Source organism: Mycobacterium conspicuum, from assembly GCF_010730195.1.
GTDB lineage: Bacteria > Actinomycetota > Actinomycetes > Mycobacteriales > Mycobacteriaceae > Mycobacterium > Mycobacterium conspicuum.
On record NZ_AP022613.1, the window covers coordinates 3,121,684 to 3,140,708 of the forward strand.

General features: G+C 64.4%; 20 protein-coding genes and 2 pseudogenes. 14 read left to right on the top strand and 8 right to left on the bottom strand.

Annotated elements, in window-relative coordinates:
* Nucleotides 1-268 precede the first annotated feature (268 nt).
* The 4 genes and pseudogenes from G6N66_RS14550 to G6N66_RS14565 all read left to right on the top strand — a co-directional run bounded on the left by G6N66_RS14550 (nt 269) and on the right by G6N66_RS14565 (nt 4,867).
* Entirely contained in the window at nt 269-2,650 is a 2,382-nt protein-coding gene (locus G6N66_RS14550) for a putative bifunctional diguanylate cyclase/phosphodiesterase (RefSeq protein ID WP_085232821.1), read from the top strand.
* A 226-nt stretch (nt 2,651-2,876) separates the two neighbouring features.
* Nucleotides 2,877-3,026, top strand: a complete 150-nt coding sequence (locus G6N66_RS29560; protein WP_232079308.1) for a hypothetical protein — start codon at nt 2,877-2,879, stop codon at nt 3,024-3,026.
* Nucleotides 3,008-3,357: pseudogene (locus G6N66_RS30270) on the top strand (type II toxin-antitoxin system PemK/MazF family toxin). The gene G6N66_RS29560 and the pseudogene G6N66_RS30270 overlap by 19 nt, the downstream one beginning before the upstream one ends.
* A 424-nt stretch (nt 3,358-3,781) precedes the next feature.
* Nucleotides 3,782-4,867, top strand: coding sequence for a methyltransferase (locus G6N66_RS14565; protein ID WP_085232823.1), 1,086 nt, complete (start codon nt 3,782-3,784; stop codon nt 4,865-4,867).
* A 15-nt stretch (nt 4,868-4,882) separates the two neighbouring features.
* On the opposite strand, the gene G6N66_RS14570 is transcribed toward G6N66_RS14565, so the two are convergent.
* From G6N66_RS14570 to G6N66_RS14585, 4 genes are all read right to left on the bottom strand, one after another.
* Complete coding sequence (locus G6N66_RS14570; protein WP_139825194.1) at nt 4,883-5,500, bottom strand: TetR/AcrR family transcriptional regulator; 618 nt, start codon at nt 5,498-5,500, stop codon at nt 4,883-4,885.
* Nucleotides 5,501-5,578: 78 nt separating this feature from the next.
* Complete coding sequence (locus G6N66_RS14575) at nt 5,579-6,157, bottom strand: zeta toxin family protein (RefSeq protein WP_085232825.1); 579 nt, start codon at nt 6,155-6,157, stop codon at nt 5,579-5,581.
* 12 nt (nt 6,158-6,169) lie between these two features.
* Nucleotides 6,170-6,580, bottom strand: coding sequence for a TA system antitoxin ParD family protein (locus G6N66_RS14580; protein ID WP_085232826.1), 411 nt, complete (start codon nt 6,578-6,580; stop codon nt 6,170-6,172).
* A 165-nt stretch (nt 6,581-6,745) separates the two neighbouring features.
* Nucleotides 6,746-7,576: a DUF1906 domain-containing protein gene (locus G6N66_RS14585; protein WP_085232827.1), complete on the bottom strand. Its 831-nt coding sequence runs from the start codon at nt 7,574-7,576 to the stop codon at nt 6,746-6,748.
* A 355-nt stretch (nt 7,577-7,931) separates the two neighbouring features.
* On the opposite strand from G6N66_RS14585, the gene G6N66_RS14590 reads away from it, so the two are divergent.
* From G6N66_RS14590 to G6N66_RS14620, 8 genes and pseudogenes are all read left to right on the top strand, one after another.
* Nucleotides 7,932-8,138 (top strand): DUF2191 domain-containing protein, encoded by a 207-nt coding sequence (locus G6N66_RS14590; RefSeq protein ID WP_085232828.1) that lies wholly within the window; start codon nt 7,932-7,934, stop codon nt 8,136-8,138.
* Nucleotides 8,129-8,551, top strand: a complete 423-nt coding sequence (locus G6N66_RS14595) for a PIN domain-containing protein (protein ID WP_085232829.1) — start codon at nt 8,129-8,131, stop codon at nt 8,549-8,551. Before G6N66_RS14590 ends, G6N66_RS14595 begins: the two co-directional genes overlap by 10 nt.
* 436 nt (nt 8,552-8,987) lie before the next feature.
* Nucleotides 8,988-9,136: pseudogene (locus G6N66_RS30275) on the top strand (toxin); the annotation flags it as partial.
* A gap of 283 nt (nt 9,137-9,419) precedes the next feature.
* Entirely contained in the window at nt 9,420-10,007 is a 588-nt protein-coding gene (locus tag G6N66_RS14600) for a hypothetical protein (RefSeq protein WP_085232830.1), read from the top strand.
* Nucleotides 10,004-10,654: an RES family NAD+ phosphorylase gene (locus G6N66_RS14605; protein WP_232079309.1), complete on the top strand. Its 651-nt coding sequence runs from the start codon at nt 10,004-10,006 to the stop codon at nt 10,652-10,654. Before G6N66_RS14600 ends, G6N66_RS14605 begins: the two co-directional genes overlap by 4 nt.
* A gap of 60 nt (nt 10,655-10,714) precedes the next feature.
* Nucleotides 10,715-11,323 carry a TetR family transcriptional regulator gene (locus G6N66_RS14610; RefSeq protein WP_085232831.1) on the top strand — a complete coding sequence of 203 codons (609 nt, stop codon included), beginning with the start codon at nt 10,715-10,717 and terminating at the stop codon, nt 11,321-11,323.
* Between the two features lie 140 nt (nt 11,324-11,463).
* Nucleotides 11,464-11,898: an MmpS family transport accessory protein gene (locus G6N66_RS14615; RefSeq protein ID WP_269474929.1), complete on the top strand. Its 435-nt coding sequence runs from the start codon at nt 11,464-11,466 to the stop codon at nt 11,896-11,898.
* Nucleotides 11,895-14,810 (top strand): MMPL/RND family transporter, encoded by a 2,916-nt coding sequence (locus G6N66_RS14620; protein WP_085232832.1) that lies wholly within the window; start codon nt 11,895-11,897, stop codon nt 14,808-14,810. The genes G6N66_RS14615 and G6N66_RS14620 overlap by 4 nt, the downstream gene beginning before the upstream one ends.
* Here the strand turns inward: G6N66_RS14620 and G6N66_RS14625 are convergent.
* Nucleotides 14,802-15,380, bottom strand: a complete 579-nt coding sequence (locus tag G6N66_RS14625; RefSeq protein ID WP_085232833.1) for a carboxymuconolactone decarboxylase family protein — start codon at nt 15,378-15,380, stop codon at nt 14,802-14,804. The genes G6N66_RS14620 and G6N66_RS14625 overlap by 9 nt on opposite strands.
* Before the next feature lie 387 nt (nt 15,381-15,767).
* Here G6N66_RS14625 and G6N66_RS14630 point away from each other — a divergent pair, with 387 nt between their 5' ends.
* Nucleotides 15,768-16,067, top strand: a complete 300-nt coding sequence (locus G6N66_RS14630) for a PE family protein (protein WP_085232834.1) — start codon at nt 15,768-15,770, stop codon at nt 16,065-16,067.
* A gap of 39 nt (nt 16,068-16,106) precedes the next feature.
* Nucleotides 16,107-17,270: a PPE family protein gene (locus G6N66_RS14635; protein ID WP_232079310.1), complete on the top strand. Its 1,164-nt coding sequence runs from the start codon at nt 16,107-16,109 to the stop codon at nt 17,268-17,270.
* Here G6N66_RS14635 and G6N66_RS14640 read toward each other — a convergent pair.
* From G6N66_RS14640 to G6N66_RS14650, 3 genes are read right to left on the bottom strand one after another with little or no spacing between them, the layout of a single operon-like run.
* Complete coding sequence (locus tag G6N66_RS14640) at nt 17,230-17,709, bottom strand: cupin domain-containing protein (RefSeq protein ID WP_085232836.1); 480 nt, start codon at nt 17,707-17,709, stop codon at nt 17,230-17,232. The two genes, G6N66_RS14635 and G6N66_RS14640, sit on opposite strands and share 41 nt — an antisense overlap.
* A 21-nt stretch (nt 17,710-17,730) precedes the next feature.
* Nucleotides 17,731-18,444 (bottom strand): 2OG-Fe(II) oxygenase, encoded by a 714-nt coding sequence (locus tag G6N66_RS14645; RefSeq protein ID WP_085232837.1) that lies wholly within the window; start codon nt 18,442-18,444, stop codon nt 17,731-17,733.
* Nucleotides 18,444-18,956 (bottom strand): methylated-DNA--[protein]-cysteine S-methyltransferase, encoded by a 513-nt coding sequence (locus G6N66_RS14650; RefSeq protein WP_085232838.1) that lies wholly within the window; start codon nt 18,954-18,956, stop codon nt 18,444-18,446. The genes G6N66_RS14645 and G6N66_RS14650 overlap by 1 nt, the downstream gene beginning before the upstream one ends.
* Between the last annotated feature and the right edge of the window lie 69 nt (nt 18,957-19,025).

Sequence of the window (19,025 nt, forward strand, 5' to 3'; positions counted from 1 at the left end):
CCGGTACAGTTGTCGGCAGGCGAAATCCTTTTGTGCACAATCGGATTAAGAAATGACCAATGGTCGCCGTCGTCGATCCCGCCGTATTTCCGGATCGGTCGAGACGCGTTGCCAATTCACCTAACGCGGACCTGCGCTCATTCGGCTAGCTGTCGCGCGAAATAACGAGTGAAAACTGAACGTAGGCCAATCGGGGGATAACGGCCACAGCCGTCAACCAATTCTGCCAGGATGTTGAGCGTCAACGCCGTGGGTTGGAGGGGGCGCGTTGTCGTTTGGGAGACGACGCCTGCTTTGCGGGCTATCTGCCGTCGTCGTCGCGACGGCAGGGTTTAACGCGCTCGGGCTGTGGGGAGTGGCGACGGCGCAACGCGTGCAGTATGTCCTCGAGGCGATCGTTTGTCTGGGCGCATTGCTCGTCGGGCTCATGGTGGTGCGCCGGGTGACCGGCCTGTCGCGCTGGTGGCGGGTGTCGCTCCTCGCGGCGATCGCTACCTTTACTGTCGCGGAGTTTCTCTCGCGGGCCGCGCGCGCCGAGAACCTCGGAGCCACTGCGTCGGGGCCCGCCGTCGCCGGCTACTTTATCGGCGGACTCTTGTTCGGCGGGGCGATGGTGCTCCTTGTGCGCGCTGGCCATCAACACGATGCCAGGACCTGGGTGCGGACCCGGCCGGGCGTGATCACCACCGTCCTGGATGGCTTGCTGGCGACGTTGGCGTTTTGCCACTTGGTCTACGTCGCCCGCCTGGGCGCCATGGACGGCGCCGCACTGCCGCGGTCGACCAATACCGAAGTCGTCTGGGGCATCGCCGCTGTTGAGCTCGTCGTGGTGGTGAGCGCCGTTCTTGTTGCGATGTGGTACCCGCCCTATCGGCCGGGCCGGGCGAACTACATGCTGCTAGCGGCCGCGGTGATCACCCTTGCTTCCTCGGACAGGCTGCTGGCCTACCTCAGGAGCGTCGGCGTGACCGCGCTGGACCTGGGTGTCGGCACCGGGTTCGTCATGGCTCCGCTGTTCATCACGTGGAGCCTGCTCGAACTGCCACCGCGGCCCCGAGCCCACCACGACGACCTCGAACAGCCGACCAACTGGGCGCAGTTAACCCTGCCCTACGTGGGCTTTTTGGGCAGCACGACGCTGCTCACATTCCACGTGCTCATCGGCCGCAGGGTCGACCCGATCTTCGTCAGCACATATTTGGCAATGGCGTTGCTGGTCGCGACCCGCTACGTGGTGGCGATGCGCGTACAGCGGACGTTGACCGAACAGCTCGTCGACGCCAAACGCCGGCTGGCCCATCAGGCCCACCACGACGCGTTGACCGGCCTACCGAATCGACTGTTGTTGGCGCAGCGACTGGACGAAGCGATACGCGACGAGCCATTCGTCTTGATCTTCGTCGACATCGACGACTTCAAAGAGGTCAACGACAGATTCGGGCACGCTGCCGGCGACGAGTTGCTGTGCGCGATCAGCGAACGCCTAGCGCATTGCCTCAGACCTGCTGACATGCTGGCTCGCATCGGGGGAGACGAGTTCGCCGTCCTGATTCCCGGTGGTGTCGAGGCACCCGAGATATTCGCCGACAAGCTACGGGTGGCGCTGCGCAGTCCGTTCTCCGTACACGGAACTTCCCTGCGGGTGCGTGCCAGCATGGGCCTGGTCAGCCCGGGTGGTGACGGTCTGGCGCCGACGTCCGACGATCTGCTCAGGCAGGCCGACATCTCGATGTACACGGGGAAGCGGCTGGGCAAGGACACCGCCGTCGTCTACCACCCGTCGTCCAGCGTGTCGGAGGACTTTTCTGCGGCGCTGCGGCAAGCGGATGGGCGCATCCCGGAGGGCTTTCGGCTGAAGTATCAGCCCGTGGTTTCCCTCCCACACGGCGTCCCGGTCGCGGTGGAGGCGCTTGCCCGGTGGACGACGCCAAGCGGGGTACAGATTCCTCCCCAGACCTTCGTCTCCTCGGCTGAAGCGAATGGCATGGGAGCACAATTCGACGCCATGGTGCTGGATCTGGCCTGCGCGGAGATCCAGGCCGCGGGCCTCGATCTGGACATCCACATCAATGTTGGTGCCGCGCGACTTGGCAGCGTCGAATTCGAGGAGGCCATTCGCCGCACGCTGGCGCGACACCGGTTATCGCCGCACCGACTCGTCCTAGAAATCACCGAGACGGTTCCCGTTGTCGATCTCGCCGACGGCGCGGCCGCCATCAGACGCTTGACCGAAGTGGGCATCAGGGTGGCCCTGGACGACTTCGGCGCGGGCTACAACTCGCTGACCTACCTGCACGAGCTGCCCGTTCAAATCGTGAAGCTCGACCGTGGGCTCGCCGTGGGCGTCGAGCCGGGACGAAACCTGACGCTGTACCGATCGGTCGTCGGCTTGTGCGATGCGCTGGGCGTGGACGTGATCGCCGAGGGCATAGAAACCGCCGAGCAGGCCGAAACGGTGTTCAAGGCGGGATGCCTATCGGCGCAAGGCCACCTGTTCGGCGCAGCGTCCGCGCTATCCGAAATCGCCATGTCTTGCCGCACCAGGTGCGCGGGGATGCCGATGCTGCGCCGACGACACGATGACACGGTTCCGGACACGGAGGCTGGACTCGCCACCACGCGCCGAACCGAGGCAAGCCCGAGGTTATGAATCGCCTACTGCCGAAAACCGTTGCGGCGCTGGCATTTTAATTCGATCGGGGCGACGCGCGGTCTGCCACGGACTGATCTATGCCAACGCACGAGATAATCTGCGGTCGCGTCTGCGATCTACATTTCGTCTAATTGATTTTATGGCAGCAGAAACCACCACTGTTCGCGTCCGTCGTTCCGATTCTGAGCGGCTCCAATCGCTGGCTAAGGCTCGTCAAACCGCCGTGATCGACGTCGTGCACGCGGCCATCGACGCCTTGGAAAGGCAGGAGTTCCTGCGCGAACTCAACGGGGATTACCAGCGCCTACGTAGCGACCCCGAACTGTGGGAGCAGTACCTGGCCGAACGTCACGAGTGGGACGCGTTGGCTTGATCTGGCGAGGCGAGGTCTACTACGTCGACCTCGGCCAGCCGGTCGGACATAAGCCGGCTTTTCGTCGCCCGGCGGTGGTGGTATCGGTCGACATCCTCAACAATGGGCCCGGCGGCCTGGTGGTCATGTGCCGATCACGACTGCTAGTTACGGCCTGCGAAGCCATGTCGAACTCGAGCCAGAAAGCAGCGGACTCGACCGCACCTCTTACGCTCGCTGCGACCAACTGCGAGTGGTCTCCGTCGAGCGACTGTCATCTCGTCAAGGAATGATTGGCCCAGAGCAGTTACAAGCCATTGATCAAGCGCTGCGTTTTGTACTCGGTCCGTGAGTTAGGCGCCAAATCATGCGCGCGACCGACGAATTCGGCGAGAGGTCGCGGGCTCGTATACCAGTGCGACAACGCAAAGCTGAGCATGACCCGACCACCATGATCGAAGTGTGAAACAGGCTGGTGCACAGCCTAATTCGTGCATTTTACCGGCAAGCCGCCATATCTGATGCCGCCGTCCGGCGTGGCGTAACGAATCGGATTACATGGCGGCACGTGTGGCACGCCAGATCGTCGAGGCCGCGGCACCGCGGCCCGCGAACGCTCACCCGGCTTTCAGCCGACCGAGTGAGTATTTCAATATTGATTGAAATATTGTCGGTTTGCGGGCATAGTTCCTGGTGCCCAGGTTCCTGGCCAAGCGCCTCAAGCGAGCGCCGCGCAAGGCGTCCGGCGTGACGACTAGAAGAGAAGAGGTAGTCAGTTGACGTCGAAGGTTCCTCCCGTAAAGGTCGCGCGAGCCGTTGAGCGGGCCCGTCACCACCTGTCGCGGCTGCGCCAGCGCTCGGCCCCGCCGGTCGCGGTGATGCTGGAATTGATCCTGCACGCGTGGGTGTCTCAGGCGATCACGGCCGCGGCGGACCTCGGCGTGGCGGACGCCCTGGCCGATGGCCCGCTGTCGGGCGAGCGGCTGGCCGACAGGGTCGGCGCCGACGCCGACGCGCTGAGCCGACTCATGCGCGCGCTGATCGGCATCGGGATTTTCCGCCAGCGCGGCGATGGGCGGTACGCACTCACCCCGCTCGCGGAAACCCTGCGCACCGACGCGCCCGTGTCCATGGCCGGGATGGCGCGGTGGGTCGGGTCACCTCAGCATCGCGAGCACTGGAGCCACCTGACCGAGGCGATCCGGACCGGGCGGCCAGTGGTGCCCGAGCTGCGTGGCAAACCGGTATTCGAGTACCTGACCGAGGAAGCGGAGTTGGGTCAGATTTTCAACTCCGCTATGACCAACCTGTCCGAGTTCGCCACCGCGCCGTTGATCGCGGCCTACGACTTCAGTGCGTTTGGCACCATCGTCGATGTCGGTGGGGGACACGGTCGGCTGCTGGCGGCGATGCTGCAGACGGCGCCGAGCGCGCGCGGCATACTTTTCGACCTTCCAGAGGTCGTGGCCGGCGCCCCGGAGTTGCTTGACAAGTACGGCGTGGACGATCGGGTGCGGATCGAAGAGGGCTCGTTCTTCGAGTCCGCGCCGGAGGGCGGCGACGCGTATGTGTTCAAGAACGTCATTCACGATTGGCCCGACGAAGACGCGGTGCGCATCCTGAAGAAGGTCCGGAACGCGGCCCGCACCGGCGCGCGACTGTTGCTGTGCGAGTTCGTCATTCCCGACCACGACCGCGACTTCCACGGTAAGTGGGTGGACATCGAGATGCTGGTCGTCGCCGGCGCGTGCGAACGCACCGCGCAGGAATACGGCCGGCTGCTCGACCAGGCCGGTTTCCGGTTGAACCGCGTCATCGACACCGTGTCGCCGCTCAGCATCGTGGAGGGAATCGCGGTGTAGCCCAGGGTTATTGGGTTAGCGCGATGACAGGTGCAGGCCCAGCTCGTCGGCGGGAGCGGTCAAAGACCGGTGCACCGCGGGCCCCACCAGCGCGACCACCTCCTCAACACCGAGCGACGATAGCGGCGGCACCCGCATGATGTACCGCAGCATCGCGGTGCCGACGAGGTTGGTCGCGGCCAGCATCGCCCGCAGTCGCGCCTCGTCGCCGCCGCCCAAAGCGTCGGTCACCGCGGTGAGCAGATAGTCGCGCAGGAAATCGCGAAATGCAGTGTTGGCGTCGCTGTTCGACGTCGCCGACTGCACCATCGAGGCCATGCTCGCGGCCGTATCGGGCCGCTCCCAGATGCCGAGGTAGGCACGCACCACGCGGCAGCCCAAGTCGTCGTCGTTCTGCGCCAGCTCGGTCGTCAGCAGGTCGGACGGCAGCACCAACGTCATCGACTCGCGAAACAACGCCGCTTTCGAGCCGAAGAGATAGAGGACCATCGCCGGATCGATGCGCGCGTCGTCGGCGATCGCTCGCAGCGTCGTCTTGTCATAGCCGCGCATAGCGAACTGTCGCTTCGCCGCGCGCAGCACCGCGTCACGCGATACCGGCCCGCCTTGACGTCTGCCGCGGCGCTTCACCATTTCCCCAGGCAGGACACGTGCGAACGATATCATTTCAATCCACATTGAAAAGAACGCGTATGGCGGTCGGTGACGGCGTTACATCGACCAGCGCGAGCGCAACGGTTCGGGTGCCCATATTGGCCAACTGGGACAGCCGACGATCACCCCAGAGCTCAGCTGCGCCACAATGCGGGGGCCCTTCAGGGTGCTGTTGTCGTAGACGGTCGCCGAGTCGGATCGGGTGATCGCGGCAGCGACGAGAGCCCAGAGGCGTTGATAGCGTTCGCGAATCTTATCCTCGGGCACATCGTGGCCGCCGGCGCTGGCCCGGTGCCTGACGCGTTGCACGGCCAATTCTTCGGGGATCAGCAGCACGTGCAGAACAACGGTGTAGCCCCCCGCGTGGGCGGCGTCGATCAGCTCGAGCTTCGACGGGTGGGAGAACACGGTTTCCGCGATGAACGACCGGCCCAGTTCGATCAGTCTTGAACGGGTGTCGGCGGCAACCGCCGCGGCCTCGTACGCATGCGATGCCGGGTCGTCGGGCCAGCGTTGTCTGGCGATCTCGTCGGCGTTGACGAACACGCTGCCGGGTAGGAGCGGAGCCAGCGTGAGTTCGACGAATGTCGACTTGCCGGCACCGTTGGGTCCGACGACGAGATCGAGCCGGTTCATCGGCTGGCTGATCTACCTTCCGCGGCGGGACGCGCGGCGCTTGGGCGCGAGCACGATGGAGCTGCCATCCGGGCGATGCTCGACGATATCGCCCGACTCGTTGAGGGCCACGGTGGTGACGCCGCGCCGGGCCAACACCGCGCCATAGTTGGCTTGCGCCAGGCTCTCCTGGATCGCGGCATCGATCTCGGCGTTGAACACCACTCCTTCTTCGACGTTGAGTTCACGCAGTTCGATGTCCCCGACGAGCGCAGCCTCGACTCGACGTCGCGCGGCGGTGTGGTGGGCCGACACGGCGCGCCCGACCCGAACCCAGTGATCGAGCTGCTGCTTGGCCGACCGGCTCTGCCGCGCGCCTTCCGCAGCGGCGCTGTCGACGAGGTCCGCATCGAAGCGGGTCACCCGATCTGCAGCGCCCGGCATGGCTTCTCCTTAGGACGTAGCAATCTGCAACAGAGCGTATCAGAATGATACGCCACGCTTCCAGCTGGACGCCGATGACACGCGCGTCGGACGGGTAACTCTGCGTATCCAAGTCCTGCATATTGCGCCGCGCCAGACTCGATGGGATTTCAGGAGAGATCGGACCTATCGCACATCGCCATTCGGATAACTCGACCGATGGAGGTTCCACTGGCCGCAATCCGGGGCCAGGACATCGTTGACGTCGACTTCGAGTCCGCCGACCCGCGGGCCGGGATTGGACGCGGTGCTCACGACGCGCTGATAAAGAACAGCGGCGGGGTGGACCCGATTGCCGGACCACGCGCGAGTTTGCCAGGCCCACCGGCGGCCGGCTGTGCTCGAAGACCCGATAACGCCATCGGTCGCGGCCCACTGGCACACATCGATGCCCCCGTAGACTCCGGTGCGTTGAACACCGAGGACCGAGTTGATGCCCCGAAACCACTGCAGCGCGAGTCGATTCCAGGTGTCGCGGTTGATGCCTTCGTCGATCGTGAAGAAGATCGGCGCTCCCTCGCCGCCGCCCGCCGCGGTGTGCAGCTGCCAAGCGGTGCGCGCGTCCGCGATGCCGCCGGCGTAGCCCCGGGTGAAGTCGGACGGTGCCGACCCACCTGGCTTGCCGTATTGGTAGTTACTCACGATCACCAAGCCCGCGGCTTTCAAAGAGTCGGCGTAGGACCGAGTGATCGGCTTGGCGCCAAAAGACGAGCCAGGGCGTGACAGCGAGACGTAATTGACCACCCCGCTGTAGCCGGCCCTTCGGATCTCGTGCGCCGGAATCTGGTGCGCGGCAAAGTCGATCAGTTGGGGGGGAGAAGCGGCGGCCGCCGTATGCGTGCCGCAGGCTACTGATACGGCACCCAGACCGGCCAACGCAGTGGCGTAACGCAGCGCATCGCGTCGGGAAAGCGTGCGCAATCGCACATCGCTTGCCGCTGAGGGCAAATCGGGCATCGCGCGATGTTAACGACGTGACAGCCGTTGCCGATAGACCTGCGCCAGCCGAAACGCGGGTGCGTTTCAGAATGGATACCGAACGGTGACCGTTTCGACCGATTAAGCCGCGCGCGAGCTCTTACGAAGGGCCCGGGCGACTACTCGTCGACGAGATCGCCGAAGAATTGCGTGCGCTGATCGAGACGGACAGGGCATAGGCGCGGTGACTGCGGAGTTCGTTTACTGGTATCGCTGCATATTCAATTGCCGCATATTCCCCCGCGAGAGTTCACCGACGTCTCGCGCCCCACCCTAACCACATCCGGTATATACTGAGTCGTAATTCGATATATACCGGTGGAGGGCCTCGTAAATGACAAAGCGCCTGATCGAGCTCGACGACGACCTGCTGGCTGCCGCGCAGAAAGAGCTCAAGACGTCCGGTGTCTCGGATACCGTGCGTATCGCATTACAGCAAGCGGCTGCATCGTCTGCGCGCGCCCGCCAGGTGGCATGGTTGCAAGCTGGCGGGCTAGGGGAGATGGCCGACCCTGATCGACGTGGTGACGTGTGGCGGTGATCGCTCGGCACCTCATCGATACCAGTGCAGCAGCGCGGATGACGAACCGGGAAGTTGCCTCTCGGCTTGCCCCTCTCATTGAGGCCGGATTAGTCGCGACGACAGCTCAACTCGACGCCGAGGCGCTCTTCAGCGCACGCAATCCCGCCGACTATGAACAACTCTGGTCAGACCGCCGATTGGCGTACGAATACCTGCCAACCAATGACGAACACTGGCAGACCGCACTCGGCGCACAACGACAGTTGGCCATCACTGGCCGCCACCGTGCTGTCGGCATGGCTGACCTCCTGATCGCAACCTTGGCCAATGCCCACAACCTGACGCTGATCCACTACGACGCCGACTTTGAGATTGCTGCAGAGGTACTAGAGTTTCGACACCGATGGGTCCTCGAGCGGGGGGCCATCTGAGCGAGCAAGAGTCAGGCAATGATTCATCTGATAAAAACGGAGTACTTAACTTGACATAATGTCGCTTATCGGCAAAGAGCTTGGCGGGTTGCGCTAGATGAAAGAGCTCGCAGCAGTTGACGATTGGCCCGTCTGGGCACGTCGCGGCATTGTTCAAAAATTTTCGCTCCCCAACGCGCCACCTACACCGTGTGCGTACTTCGAGCTTGGCCTACGTTTCAATCACTTAGTGGATGACTCGGGGTGCTAGGTGAAACCATGGGCGCGCGCGGAGCTACCGGCCCCATAGGCGGCGGCCGGCCACCTGCCCTTCCCAACCGTCGCGCCACCAGCATTACGTCACTGTGACGAATTACCCTGTGCCGCAGGGCTATTCGAACCCCGTGCTCGGTCGGTCGTCGGCGCCGCCTCTCGTTAACGTCGAGCACGCACCCGGATGGTCGTGCCCGCCAGCCAGCCCGATGGAACGCTCCTTCCCGAGTTGGTGCAGTGGCTGCCGATTTCCGCGCTTGGCGACCGATCGGCAACGTCGGTCCGGCCGCCCTAGCGGCGGCGACATCGTTCGTCATCGCGCTGATTTCATAGGATCGCAACTCCCACAAGGCCCGACGTTTAGCTGAGCGTCCGTCGCCAAGCTCGGATTCCACTGCACGAGTTGTGCATCCGGCCAGTCCGGCGTGCTGGAGCCCTGACGAACCCATCCCCGCTCCAGTGGGGGCAACCGCCGCTCATTACGTCACTGTGACGAAATATCCGTCGGGCCCCCTCCCCAGCGCACCGGGCGCACCCCGTCTCCTAGGCAAACTAACGCTTGTGGCGTATCGTTAGTTATCGTTACTTCCAACCGCTCGTGCCACCGGGAGCTCAGATGATCGACGAAGAGCTGGATCGACTGCTTTCCGAACGGTTTAACCTCCAGCGGGAGGATTTGGTGGCCGCGCTAAGGACGCTGCCGGCGATCAAACCGGCGGCGGCGGCGCTCACCGAGGAAGAGGCGCGGATCCTCGACGACGCCGGCTTCACGGAGGATCCGGTCGCGTTCGCCGAGTCCGCGGCCGACATCGTGGCGCATACCGCACGGCTGATCAACACCGCCTACACCGGCCCGGAGGTGGCCTCGCTGCTGGGGATCAACGAGTCGCGAGTGCGGCAGCGGCGCCTGGCCGGCGCACTGTGGGCCACCGAAAGCAACGGCGCCTGGTTGTATCCGGTGATCCAGTTCGAGGCCAATCCGAAGACGGGCAAGCCCCACACGCAAATTCGTGGGCTGGAGCAAGTCTTTCGGGCCCTGCCGACCGGAATGCATCCCACAGCGGTGGCGGGCCTGCTGCGCACACCGCAGGCCGATCTGCAGATTGATGGCCAGCCCCGATCGATCTTGGATTGGCTGCGCAGCGGCGGTCCGGTCGCGCCGGTACTCGAGCTGGTCGAGATCGCCGACTGGGCCAGTACGTGAGCGACGGGGCAACGCTTCCCGCCCCGCCCAGCGCGGAGGAGCTGCGCAGGATCGGTATCAACGATGACGAGCAGCGCCGGATCGAGACGAGCGAGACATGGTGGCGCGTTCACCGCACCGAAGGCACCCATGTGTTGGCCTGGAACGCTTTTCGGCACTACGGGCCGGTGCTCCGCTTTGACCCCCACCCTCCACCGCCGGCAGAACACCCGGATCGAACCGTGTGGTACGGGGCCTGCGACCCCGGAGTCGCGCTTGCCGAGGCGTTTCAAATCGATCGCACGATCGACCGCCGCAGCGGCCTACCGTACCTGACCGGGCTGCAATTTGACCGGCCGCTAAGCGTGCTGGATCTAGCAGCCGACAGCGTCGGCGCGTGGATCATCCGCGCGGGCGGCACCTTCGCGATATCGACTGCGCCACACGCGGTTACGCAGCGATGGGCCCGGGCCATCGTCGAGGCGTTCCCCAACCTTGACGGGGTGCGATACAACAGCCGCTTTGCGGGCGGGGCATGTTTGGCGCTGTTTTCGCCGGCCCACTCAGCGATGCGGAAACGTCCGGTGCTCTCGCTTCCTCTGACCCACCCCGATCTGGGAGGTCGCCTTGCGGCCGCGGCGCGACGTCTCGACTACCACATCGTCTGACTCGGGCCTGTCCGCCTCGGTTTTGACTGCAAAGTTTGCATGATGTGCAACTATTGTCGTGTGACGAATCCGGTCGGCCTTCGCGAACGGCGCCGGCGCCAGACGAGCGCCGACATCCGCGGCGCCGCAGTGCGCCTGGCACAAGAACGCGGCTTCGACAAGATGACCATCGACGACGTCTGCCTCGCGGCCGGGGTCTCGACGCGCACCTTCTTCAACTACTTTCCGAACAAAGAGTCCGCCATCGCCTACGGCCCCTCGGACATCCCGCCCGAGCTCGCCGCCGAGTTCGTCGCGGCCGGGCCGGCACCATACTCGGTGGTTCTGGCCGAGCTGATCGACCTGGCGGCGCACCACCTGCGCGACATGCCCCCTGACCGCGAGCAGGTCGCCGGGATGCTTGAACTCGTCAAGTCCACGCCCGCGGTGTTGTCGGCATTCCTCGCCGATCTGGAGCGGTTCCAGAATCAGCTGATCGGCATCGTCGCCCGCCGTCAGGGCATGCGCCCCGACGATGAGGTACCCGCGCTGATCTCCGCCCTGGCGCTGACAGCCGTGCGCTCGGGCTTTGAGCGGTGGGCCAGCGGCGAGCCGCAGGACGACGACGACACGCCGGTGCCCTACGTCGAGCACGCGGCCGCCCTGGTGAACAGCATCTTTACCAAGTGATCTGAAACACCTCCAGCAAACTTGCATATTCTGCAAATAATGCAGAGGATGTATTGGTGCGCTGGTTGCAGCCGCCCTCCACCGAGTGAGCGGCGCCAGACGGCGGGGACCACGCTGCATGACCGGAAGGAATCACCTAGGTGCGGCTGAGCAAGCTTGTGCGCAACGCGTGGCTGCCGCTGTTGATCGTGGCGGTCGTGGTGATCGGCGGATTCGCCGTCGTCCGGGTCAAGTCGTTTTTCGGCGCCCAGGACACCGGGGTTTTGACCAGTCCCAGGCTCGATGATTCCAAGCCGTTCAAGCCCAAGGTCGTCAAATATGAGGTCTTCGGCTCGGCGAGCCACGCGAACGTGAACTACTTGGATCTGTCCGCCGACCCGAAGCGGGTCGACGGTGCGCCGCTGCCGTGGACGCTGGTGCTCAGCACCACCGCCCCGTCGGTCTTCCCGAACATCTCGGCGCAAAGCGACGGCGACCACCTCGGGTGTCGCATCACCATCGATGACGAAGTCAAGGCCGAGAACACCACCGACGGCGTGCACGCCCTAACCTTCTGCTTGGTGAAATCCGCATGAGCACAACGTCTCACGACACCGCCGACGCTCGCACCGACACCATTCCCGTCGCCAAACACGAAGCGCGGCCCGCGATCCCGCGCATCATCCGCAGGTTCGCGGTCCCCGTCATCCTGGGCTGGATCGCTCTCATCGCGCTGCTCAGCATGCTCGCCCCCGACCTCGACGAGGTCGGGAAGATGCGCTCGGTGTCGATGGCTCCCGACGACGCGCAGTCGGTGGTCGCGACGAAGCGCATGGGCGCGGTGTTCGACGAATACAAGTCCAACAGCTCGGTGATGATCGTCCTGGAGGGCCAAAAGCCGCTGGGTGCCGATTCCCATGCCTTCTACGACGAAATCGTCAGAAAACTCGACGCCGATACCAAACACGTTGAGCACGTTCAGGATATGTGGAGCGATCCACTGACCGGGGCCGGCGCGCAGAGCAACGACGGCAAGGCCGCCTATGTCCAGGTCTACCTGGCCGGCAACCAGGGCGAAGCCTTGGCCAACGAATCCGTCGAAGCCGTGCAGAACGTCGTCAAGAGCGTGCACCCGCCCGACGGGGTGAAGGCCTACGTGACCGGGCCCGCGGCGCTGTCGGCCGATCAGCACATGGCCGGCGACCGCAGCCTGAAAGTGATTACGGCGGCGACCTTCACGGTGATCATCGCCATGCTGCTGTTGGTCTATCGGTCGATCGTCACGGTGCTGCTCACGTTGGTGATGGTGGTGTTCGAGCTGTTCGCCGCCCGCGCAATGGTCGCTTTCCTCGGCTATTACAAGATCATTGGGCTGTCGACCTTTGCCACCAACCTGTTGGTCACGTTGGCGATCGCGGCCGCCACGGACTATGCGATCTTTCTGATCGGCCGATATCAGGAGGCCCGCGCTAGGGGTTTTTCGCGGGAAGACGCGTACTACGACATGTTTGGCGGCACCGCGCATGTGGTGCTCGGATCGGGCCTGACGATCGCGGGCGCGACGTTCTGCCTGAACTTCACCAACCTGCCCTATTTCCAGACGCTGGGCATCCCGTTGGCCATCGGCATGGTCGTCGTGGTCGCGGCCGCACTGACGCTTGGTCCCGCCGTCATCTCGGTGGCGACGCGCTTCGGCAAGACGCTGGAACCCCGCCGGACGCAACGTATTCGGGGGTGGCGCAAGATCGGCGCGCTGGTTGTTCGGTGGCCCGGGCCGATCCTGGTGGTGACGATCGGGGTAGCGCTGATCGGCCTGCTGACCCTGCCCGGATACCGCACCAACTACAACGACCGCAATTATCTGCCGACCGATCTACCCGCCAACGAGGGATACGCGGCCGCCGATCGGCACTTCTCCCAGGCGCGGATGAATCCCGAAGTGCTCATGATCGAAAGCGACCACGATCTGCGTAACTCGGCGGACTTTCTGGTCATCGACAAGATCGCCAAGACGATCTTCCGGGTGCCGGGAATCGGTCGGGTGCAAGCGATTACCCGGCCCCAGGGCACGCCGATCGAGCACACCTCGATCCCGTTCCAGATCAGCATGCAGGGCGTCACCCAGCAGATGAACCAGAAGTACCAAGAAGACCAGATGGCCGACATGCTGCACCAGGCCGACATGATGCAGACCACCATCGACAGCATGGTCAAGATGCAGAGCATCACCACGCAAATGACCAACGACATGCACGTGATGGTCAAGAAGATGCACGAGATGACCATCGACGTACAGAGTTTGCGGGACGACATGGCCAATTTCGAGGACATGTGGCGGCCCATCCGCAGCTACTTCTACTGGGAGAAGCACTGCTTCGACATCCCGATCTGCTTCTCGCTTCGGTCCGTCTTCGACGCGTTGGACGGCGTCGACTTGATGACCGACGACATCCAGAGCCTGCTGCCCATCATGGATCATCTCGACACCCTGATGCCGCAGATGGTGGCGCTGATGCCGTCGATGATCGAGAACATGAAGGCCATGAAAACCACGATGCTGACCATGTATTCGACCCAAAAGGGTCTGCAGGATCAGCAGAACGAGGCCCAGCGCAACTCGAACGCCATGGGCAAGGCCTTCGATGCGTCCAAGAATGACGACTCCTTCTACCTGCCGCCGGAGACCTTCAACAATGCCGAGTTCAAGAAGGGCATGAAGAACTTCATCTCCCCCGACGGCCACGCGGTGCGCTTCATCATCAGTCACGACGGCGATCCCATGTCGCAGGAAGGCATTTCGCACATCGCCGCCATCAAGAAGGCCGCGTACGAATCGCTCAAGGGCACCCCGCTGGAGGGATCGAAGATCTATCTCGCGGGCACCGCGTCGATCTATAAGGACCTCAGCGACGGCAACACCTATGACCTGTTGATCGCCGGAATCGCTTCGCTGTGCCTGATTTTCATCATCATGCTGATCATCACCCGAGGTGTGGTGGCGTCGGCGGTCATCGTGGGCACCGTGTTGCTTTCGCTGGGTGCGTCGTTCGGCCTCTCGGTGCTGATCTGGCAGCATCTGATCGGCATCGAGCTGCACTGGATGGTGCTCGCGATGTCGGTGATCATCCTGCTGGCGGTCGGCGCGGACTACAACCTGCTGCTGGTGTCGAGGTTCAAAGAGGAGATCCACGCCGGCTTGAATACCGGCATCATTCGCGCGATGGGTGGAACCGGGTCGGTCGTCACCTCGGCGGGGCTGGTGTTCGCCTTCACGATGGTGACGATGGCCGTCAGTCAGCTGACCGTCATCGGTCAGGTCGGCACCACCATCGGCCTCGGATTGCTGTTCGACACGTTGATCGTGCGCTCGCTGATGACGCCGTCCATTGCCGCGCTGATGGGCAAATGGTTCTGGTGGCCGCAGCGGGTCCGGCAGCGGCCGAAGCCTTCGCCCTGGCCGACACCGGCCCGCAAGCCCGAGCCCGCAACGGCGGACGCTTTAGCCTGACGCGACCACCGACGCGGAATTCCAGGGCGCCAACTGCCCGGGTGACGCCAAGGAGGCGGGGAGGTCGTCGCTGACATCCCAGGTCGCGGAGAGCCGACCGATCCCCAGCGCGATCGCACAATGCACGCCGAGCTGCACGAGCTCGTCCTCGCTGAAATGCTGGCGCAGCTCGTCGTACATGGCGTCGTCGATGGCGAGGTGGTTGGTCGCGAAGAGCTCGGCGAAGCGCAGGGCCGAGCGCTCGGCGGCCGACAGGTTCTCCGCCTCGGCCGGTCTTTCCAACGAGCACACCGCGTCCTCGTCGAGACCGTCGTCGATGGCGCTCTGGTAGCGCACCGCGATGCAGCTTCGGCACTGGTTGAAAAACGCGATGCGCAGGCGCACCAGTTCGAGCAGCCGGGGCGACAAGGTGCCGCTCGACCGCAGCGCCGCGGTCAGTCCGCCGAGTGCCTCCGCCACGGCAGGGAGGCGACCGACGATGCCGGCAACGCCCAGGTTGATCCGGTCTCCTTGGCCGAGGTCTTGCGTCGGCACTGCGGCGAAAGCCTCGGAAGGCGCGATTCGTGTCAAGTCGTCATCTCCTGTGTGCGCGGATTCAAGAGGTATTTGACACTCCGCGGCTTTCGATCTGCAAGGTTTCGCCGCACTCGGCCGAGCCACACCGAATTCATACCTTTGCCGCGCGGAGTCCCTTGACAGACCTAATACCGTCGAGGATCTCCATTGAGAATTCATGTATGGATGCTCAGATATTTGAACATCGTCGTCGCTTCTTCGGATTTCACATGCAATTCATTGCGCGGTCAGATTTATCGGGACGCGCAATTAAATCAATATGAATTTGGACCGTAAGTCCAGGTAACGGCCGGTTTCTGTTGCCTTAAGTGCGTTGAGTGCTTCGCACCTATTCGTATCGTCACGGCACCACTTAATTGGTCGCGAAGAAGGGATAAACGCATGTCTTTCGTCACCGCACACCCGGAGAAGCTGTCGGCAGCCGCCGGCCAGCTCCAATCGATCGGCGCGGCGTTCAGCCTCGGCAGTCAGGCCGCAGCAGGCCCGACCACTGGAGTCGTTCCCGCCGCCGCCGATGAGGTGTCGATCCTGACCGCGGCACAGTTCGCCGCCCACGCCCAGCGGTACCAGGCGTTGAGCGCTCACGCCTCTTCCATCCACAGCTTGTTGGTTGCCGTGCTGGCGGCAGGGGCAGGTTCTTACGCGGCGACCGAGGCCGCGAACGCGGCTTCGGCCGGTTAAAAGCCAGACGAGCATCCGAACAGAAAGGGAAGGCCAACCGTGGACTACGGGCTATTGCCGCCGGAGATCAATTCGGGGCGCATGTACACCGGTCCTGGCTCGGGCTCGTTATTGGCCGCCGCAACGGGCTGGGGTGAACTCGCGGCCGAACTGCACGCGACCGCGGCGGAGCTTCAGTCGGTAATTTCCTCGCTGACGTGCGGTCCGTGGCTCGGCCCGGCGTCGGCGTCACTGGTGGCCGCCACGAGTCCGTACGTGGCGTGGCTGCAGAGCAGCGCCACGGGCTCGGAGTTGGCTGCCGGGCAGGCGGCGGCCGCGGCGACCGCGTACGAGACCGCATTCGCGATGACAGTGCCTCCCCCGGCGATCGCCGCCAACCGAGCGCTGCTCGCGACATTGGTCGCGACGAATTGGCTGGGGCAGAACACTCCGGCAATAGCGGCCACCGAGGCAGAGTACTTCGAGATGTGGGCGCAGGACGCGTCGGCGATGTACGCGTATCTGACGTCCTCACTGGCGGCGGCGCAGCTGACCGATTTCGATGAACCCCCGGAAGTGGCCGATTCGTCCGGACTGGCCCGGCAGGCCGCCGCGGTGTCCGCGGCCGACAATCCCGTCGATACCGCCGTGAAACAGGCGCTGGCGCGGTTGGACACCCTGCACGACCCGTTCGCCGAACTGACCTCCTCATTCACTGGGGCGAAGATCGACCAATACCTGACGAAATACACCGCCCTCGACGACCTCGTCTCGGTGTACAGCAAGTATTTGGTGCCATACATATCGAGCGCGGCGGCGATGATTCAGTCGACGCAGTCCTTCGGACAGGTGAGCAACGGAATCACCGCCATGACCTCGTTCGCGAAGGGCCTGGCTCCCGCGGCCAAGGCGCTCGAAGGCGCGGCCCAGGCGGCAGGCTCGAGCGCACCAAATGCTGCCGCGCACGCCGCGGCCGCCGCCGGGGGTCTGGGGAAAGCGCTTCCGCTGGGGGCGCTATCGGTGCCACCAAGCTGGGCGCCGGTGAGCGCGGTGACCAACCCGGCAGTGGGTGCCCTCACCGGGACTGTCGTCCCGGCCGCAGCGGAAGGCGCGATGCCGATGGTTCCCCCATTTGGGCAAGTCGTTGGGAAAGGTTACGGGCGTCTCGTGCCGACGTACGGGTTCAAGCCGTCGGTGATGGCGAGACCGCCGTCGGCTGGGTGAACGAAGGAACGGGCGAAACCCCAAGCGACACAATGCTCATCCGGCAGCCGTCCGGACCCGCGCGCCACGCGTGGTCGACACCGGTAACGATCACGTGGTCGCCGGCCGCCAGTGGGTGCGCGCCGTCGTCCAGGATCAAGTCGATGGACCCGGCAAGCACGACGTCGAAATCGACGGTGTCCGTGTGGTGCATGGCGAATTCCATGCCGGGCGCGTAGTCGACCAGCTTCCAGTCCATCGCGCCGGCCGAGACGCCCAAGTCGAAGGTGTCCGCGGCCCGCCCCCCGCCGGTCGGAATCGTCGGGAGGGTCGGCGCGGCGTACATCATCGCGTAGCGGAGGCCGTCGAGAGCGTCGCCCAGTGTCACCCGGTCGTCGCGCACCGCGCAGGAGCGTCCGGTCGCGTCGACGCCGGTGACCAGGAACCGCCCGTCTGACATGTGACGAAGACTAACGGTGTGTCAGGCCGCGTCGTGGAAGATCAAGCCCAGGGTGTAGCGCTCGCCGGAACGGACCGTGGATACCCCGTGTCGAACCGGTGCCGCCGACCATCCCCTGGTCGAGCGGACGGGCCGTTCGCTCGTGGTGAAGACGTAGCCGTGGCCGCGGGGCAACGTGATGACGGTGCCGCGGGACTGGGCTCGACGCCTTTGCTCGACCAAAAGAAACTCGCCACCGGTGTGCGTCGCACCGGGCTCGCTGAGGTTGATGACGACCTGTAGCGGAAAGACGAGGTCTCCGTAGAGGTCTCGATGCAGCGCGTTCCAGTCGCCGGGGCCGTACTTGAGCATCAGCGCGGTGGGCTTGGTCTGACCGGCCCGGTGGCACATTTTTAGCCAGTCGTCGAAACTGTCCGGCCACGGGGCCGCACGGCCCAACTTGGTCCACCAATCGCGGGCGATCGGCAGCAACCGGGGGTAGAGCGCCTGCTTCAGCGGCTCGATCGGCTGCGGATAGGGCTGGTGGAAGTACCGGTATTCGCCCTGCCCGTAGTTATGGCGACCCATGTCGATGGTGCGGCGAAACAAGCGGTCGTCTCCGTAGAGATCACGGGCGGCGGCGCACTCGGCGGGCGTCAGCAGCTCGGGCAGCAGTGCGCCGCCCACCTCGTTGATCTCCGCCGCGACCGCGTCCCAGTCGGCGGCCTCGACGCGCTGACGCCATGCCCGGACCATCAGAACAGCCTGCCGGACGCCGCCGGCGCCGGCTCTTCGAGGTCCAATAGGAAGCGCTTGCGTTTCAGCCCACCCGCGTAACCGGTGAGCGCGCCGTCCTTCCCGACGACCCGGTGACACGGCACCACGATGCTGAGCGGATTGCGCCCGACGGCCTGCCCCACCTCGTATGCGGTTGTGCCGTCAGCCAATTCGTTCGCCAGCTCACCGTAGGTCTTGGTCTGGCCATAGCCGATGTCGGCCAGCAGGGCCCAGATTTTGCGCTGGCGTGGGTCGCCGACCGCCGCGGTAGGCAGATCGAACTCGGTTCGGTCACCGGCCAGGTACTCGTGCAGCTGGTCGGCGGCGAGCCGCAACAGCTCGTCGGTGGCGGGCTCGACGTACTGGCCCAGCGCCGCCGTTGTGGGCGGGTGCCAATGCTGCCGGAAGTACACACCCGTGAGGTGGTCACCATCTGCGGTTAGTGTCAGCTCACCGAGGGGACTGTCGATTTCCGTGTGGCGCGTTTGCATCTGGGATCCTCCTTTCTGGGTAGACGACCGTCGGCCCGGAAATGTGAGATCTCACATTTTGCAGCGCCG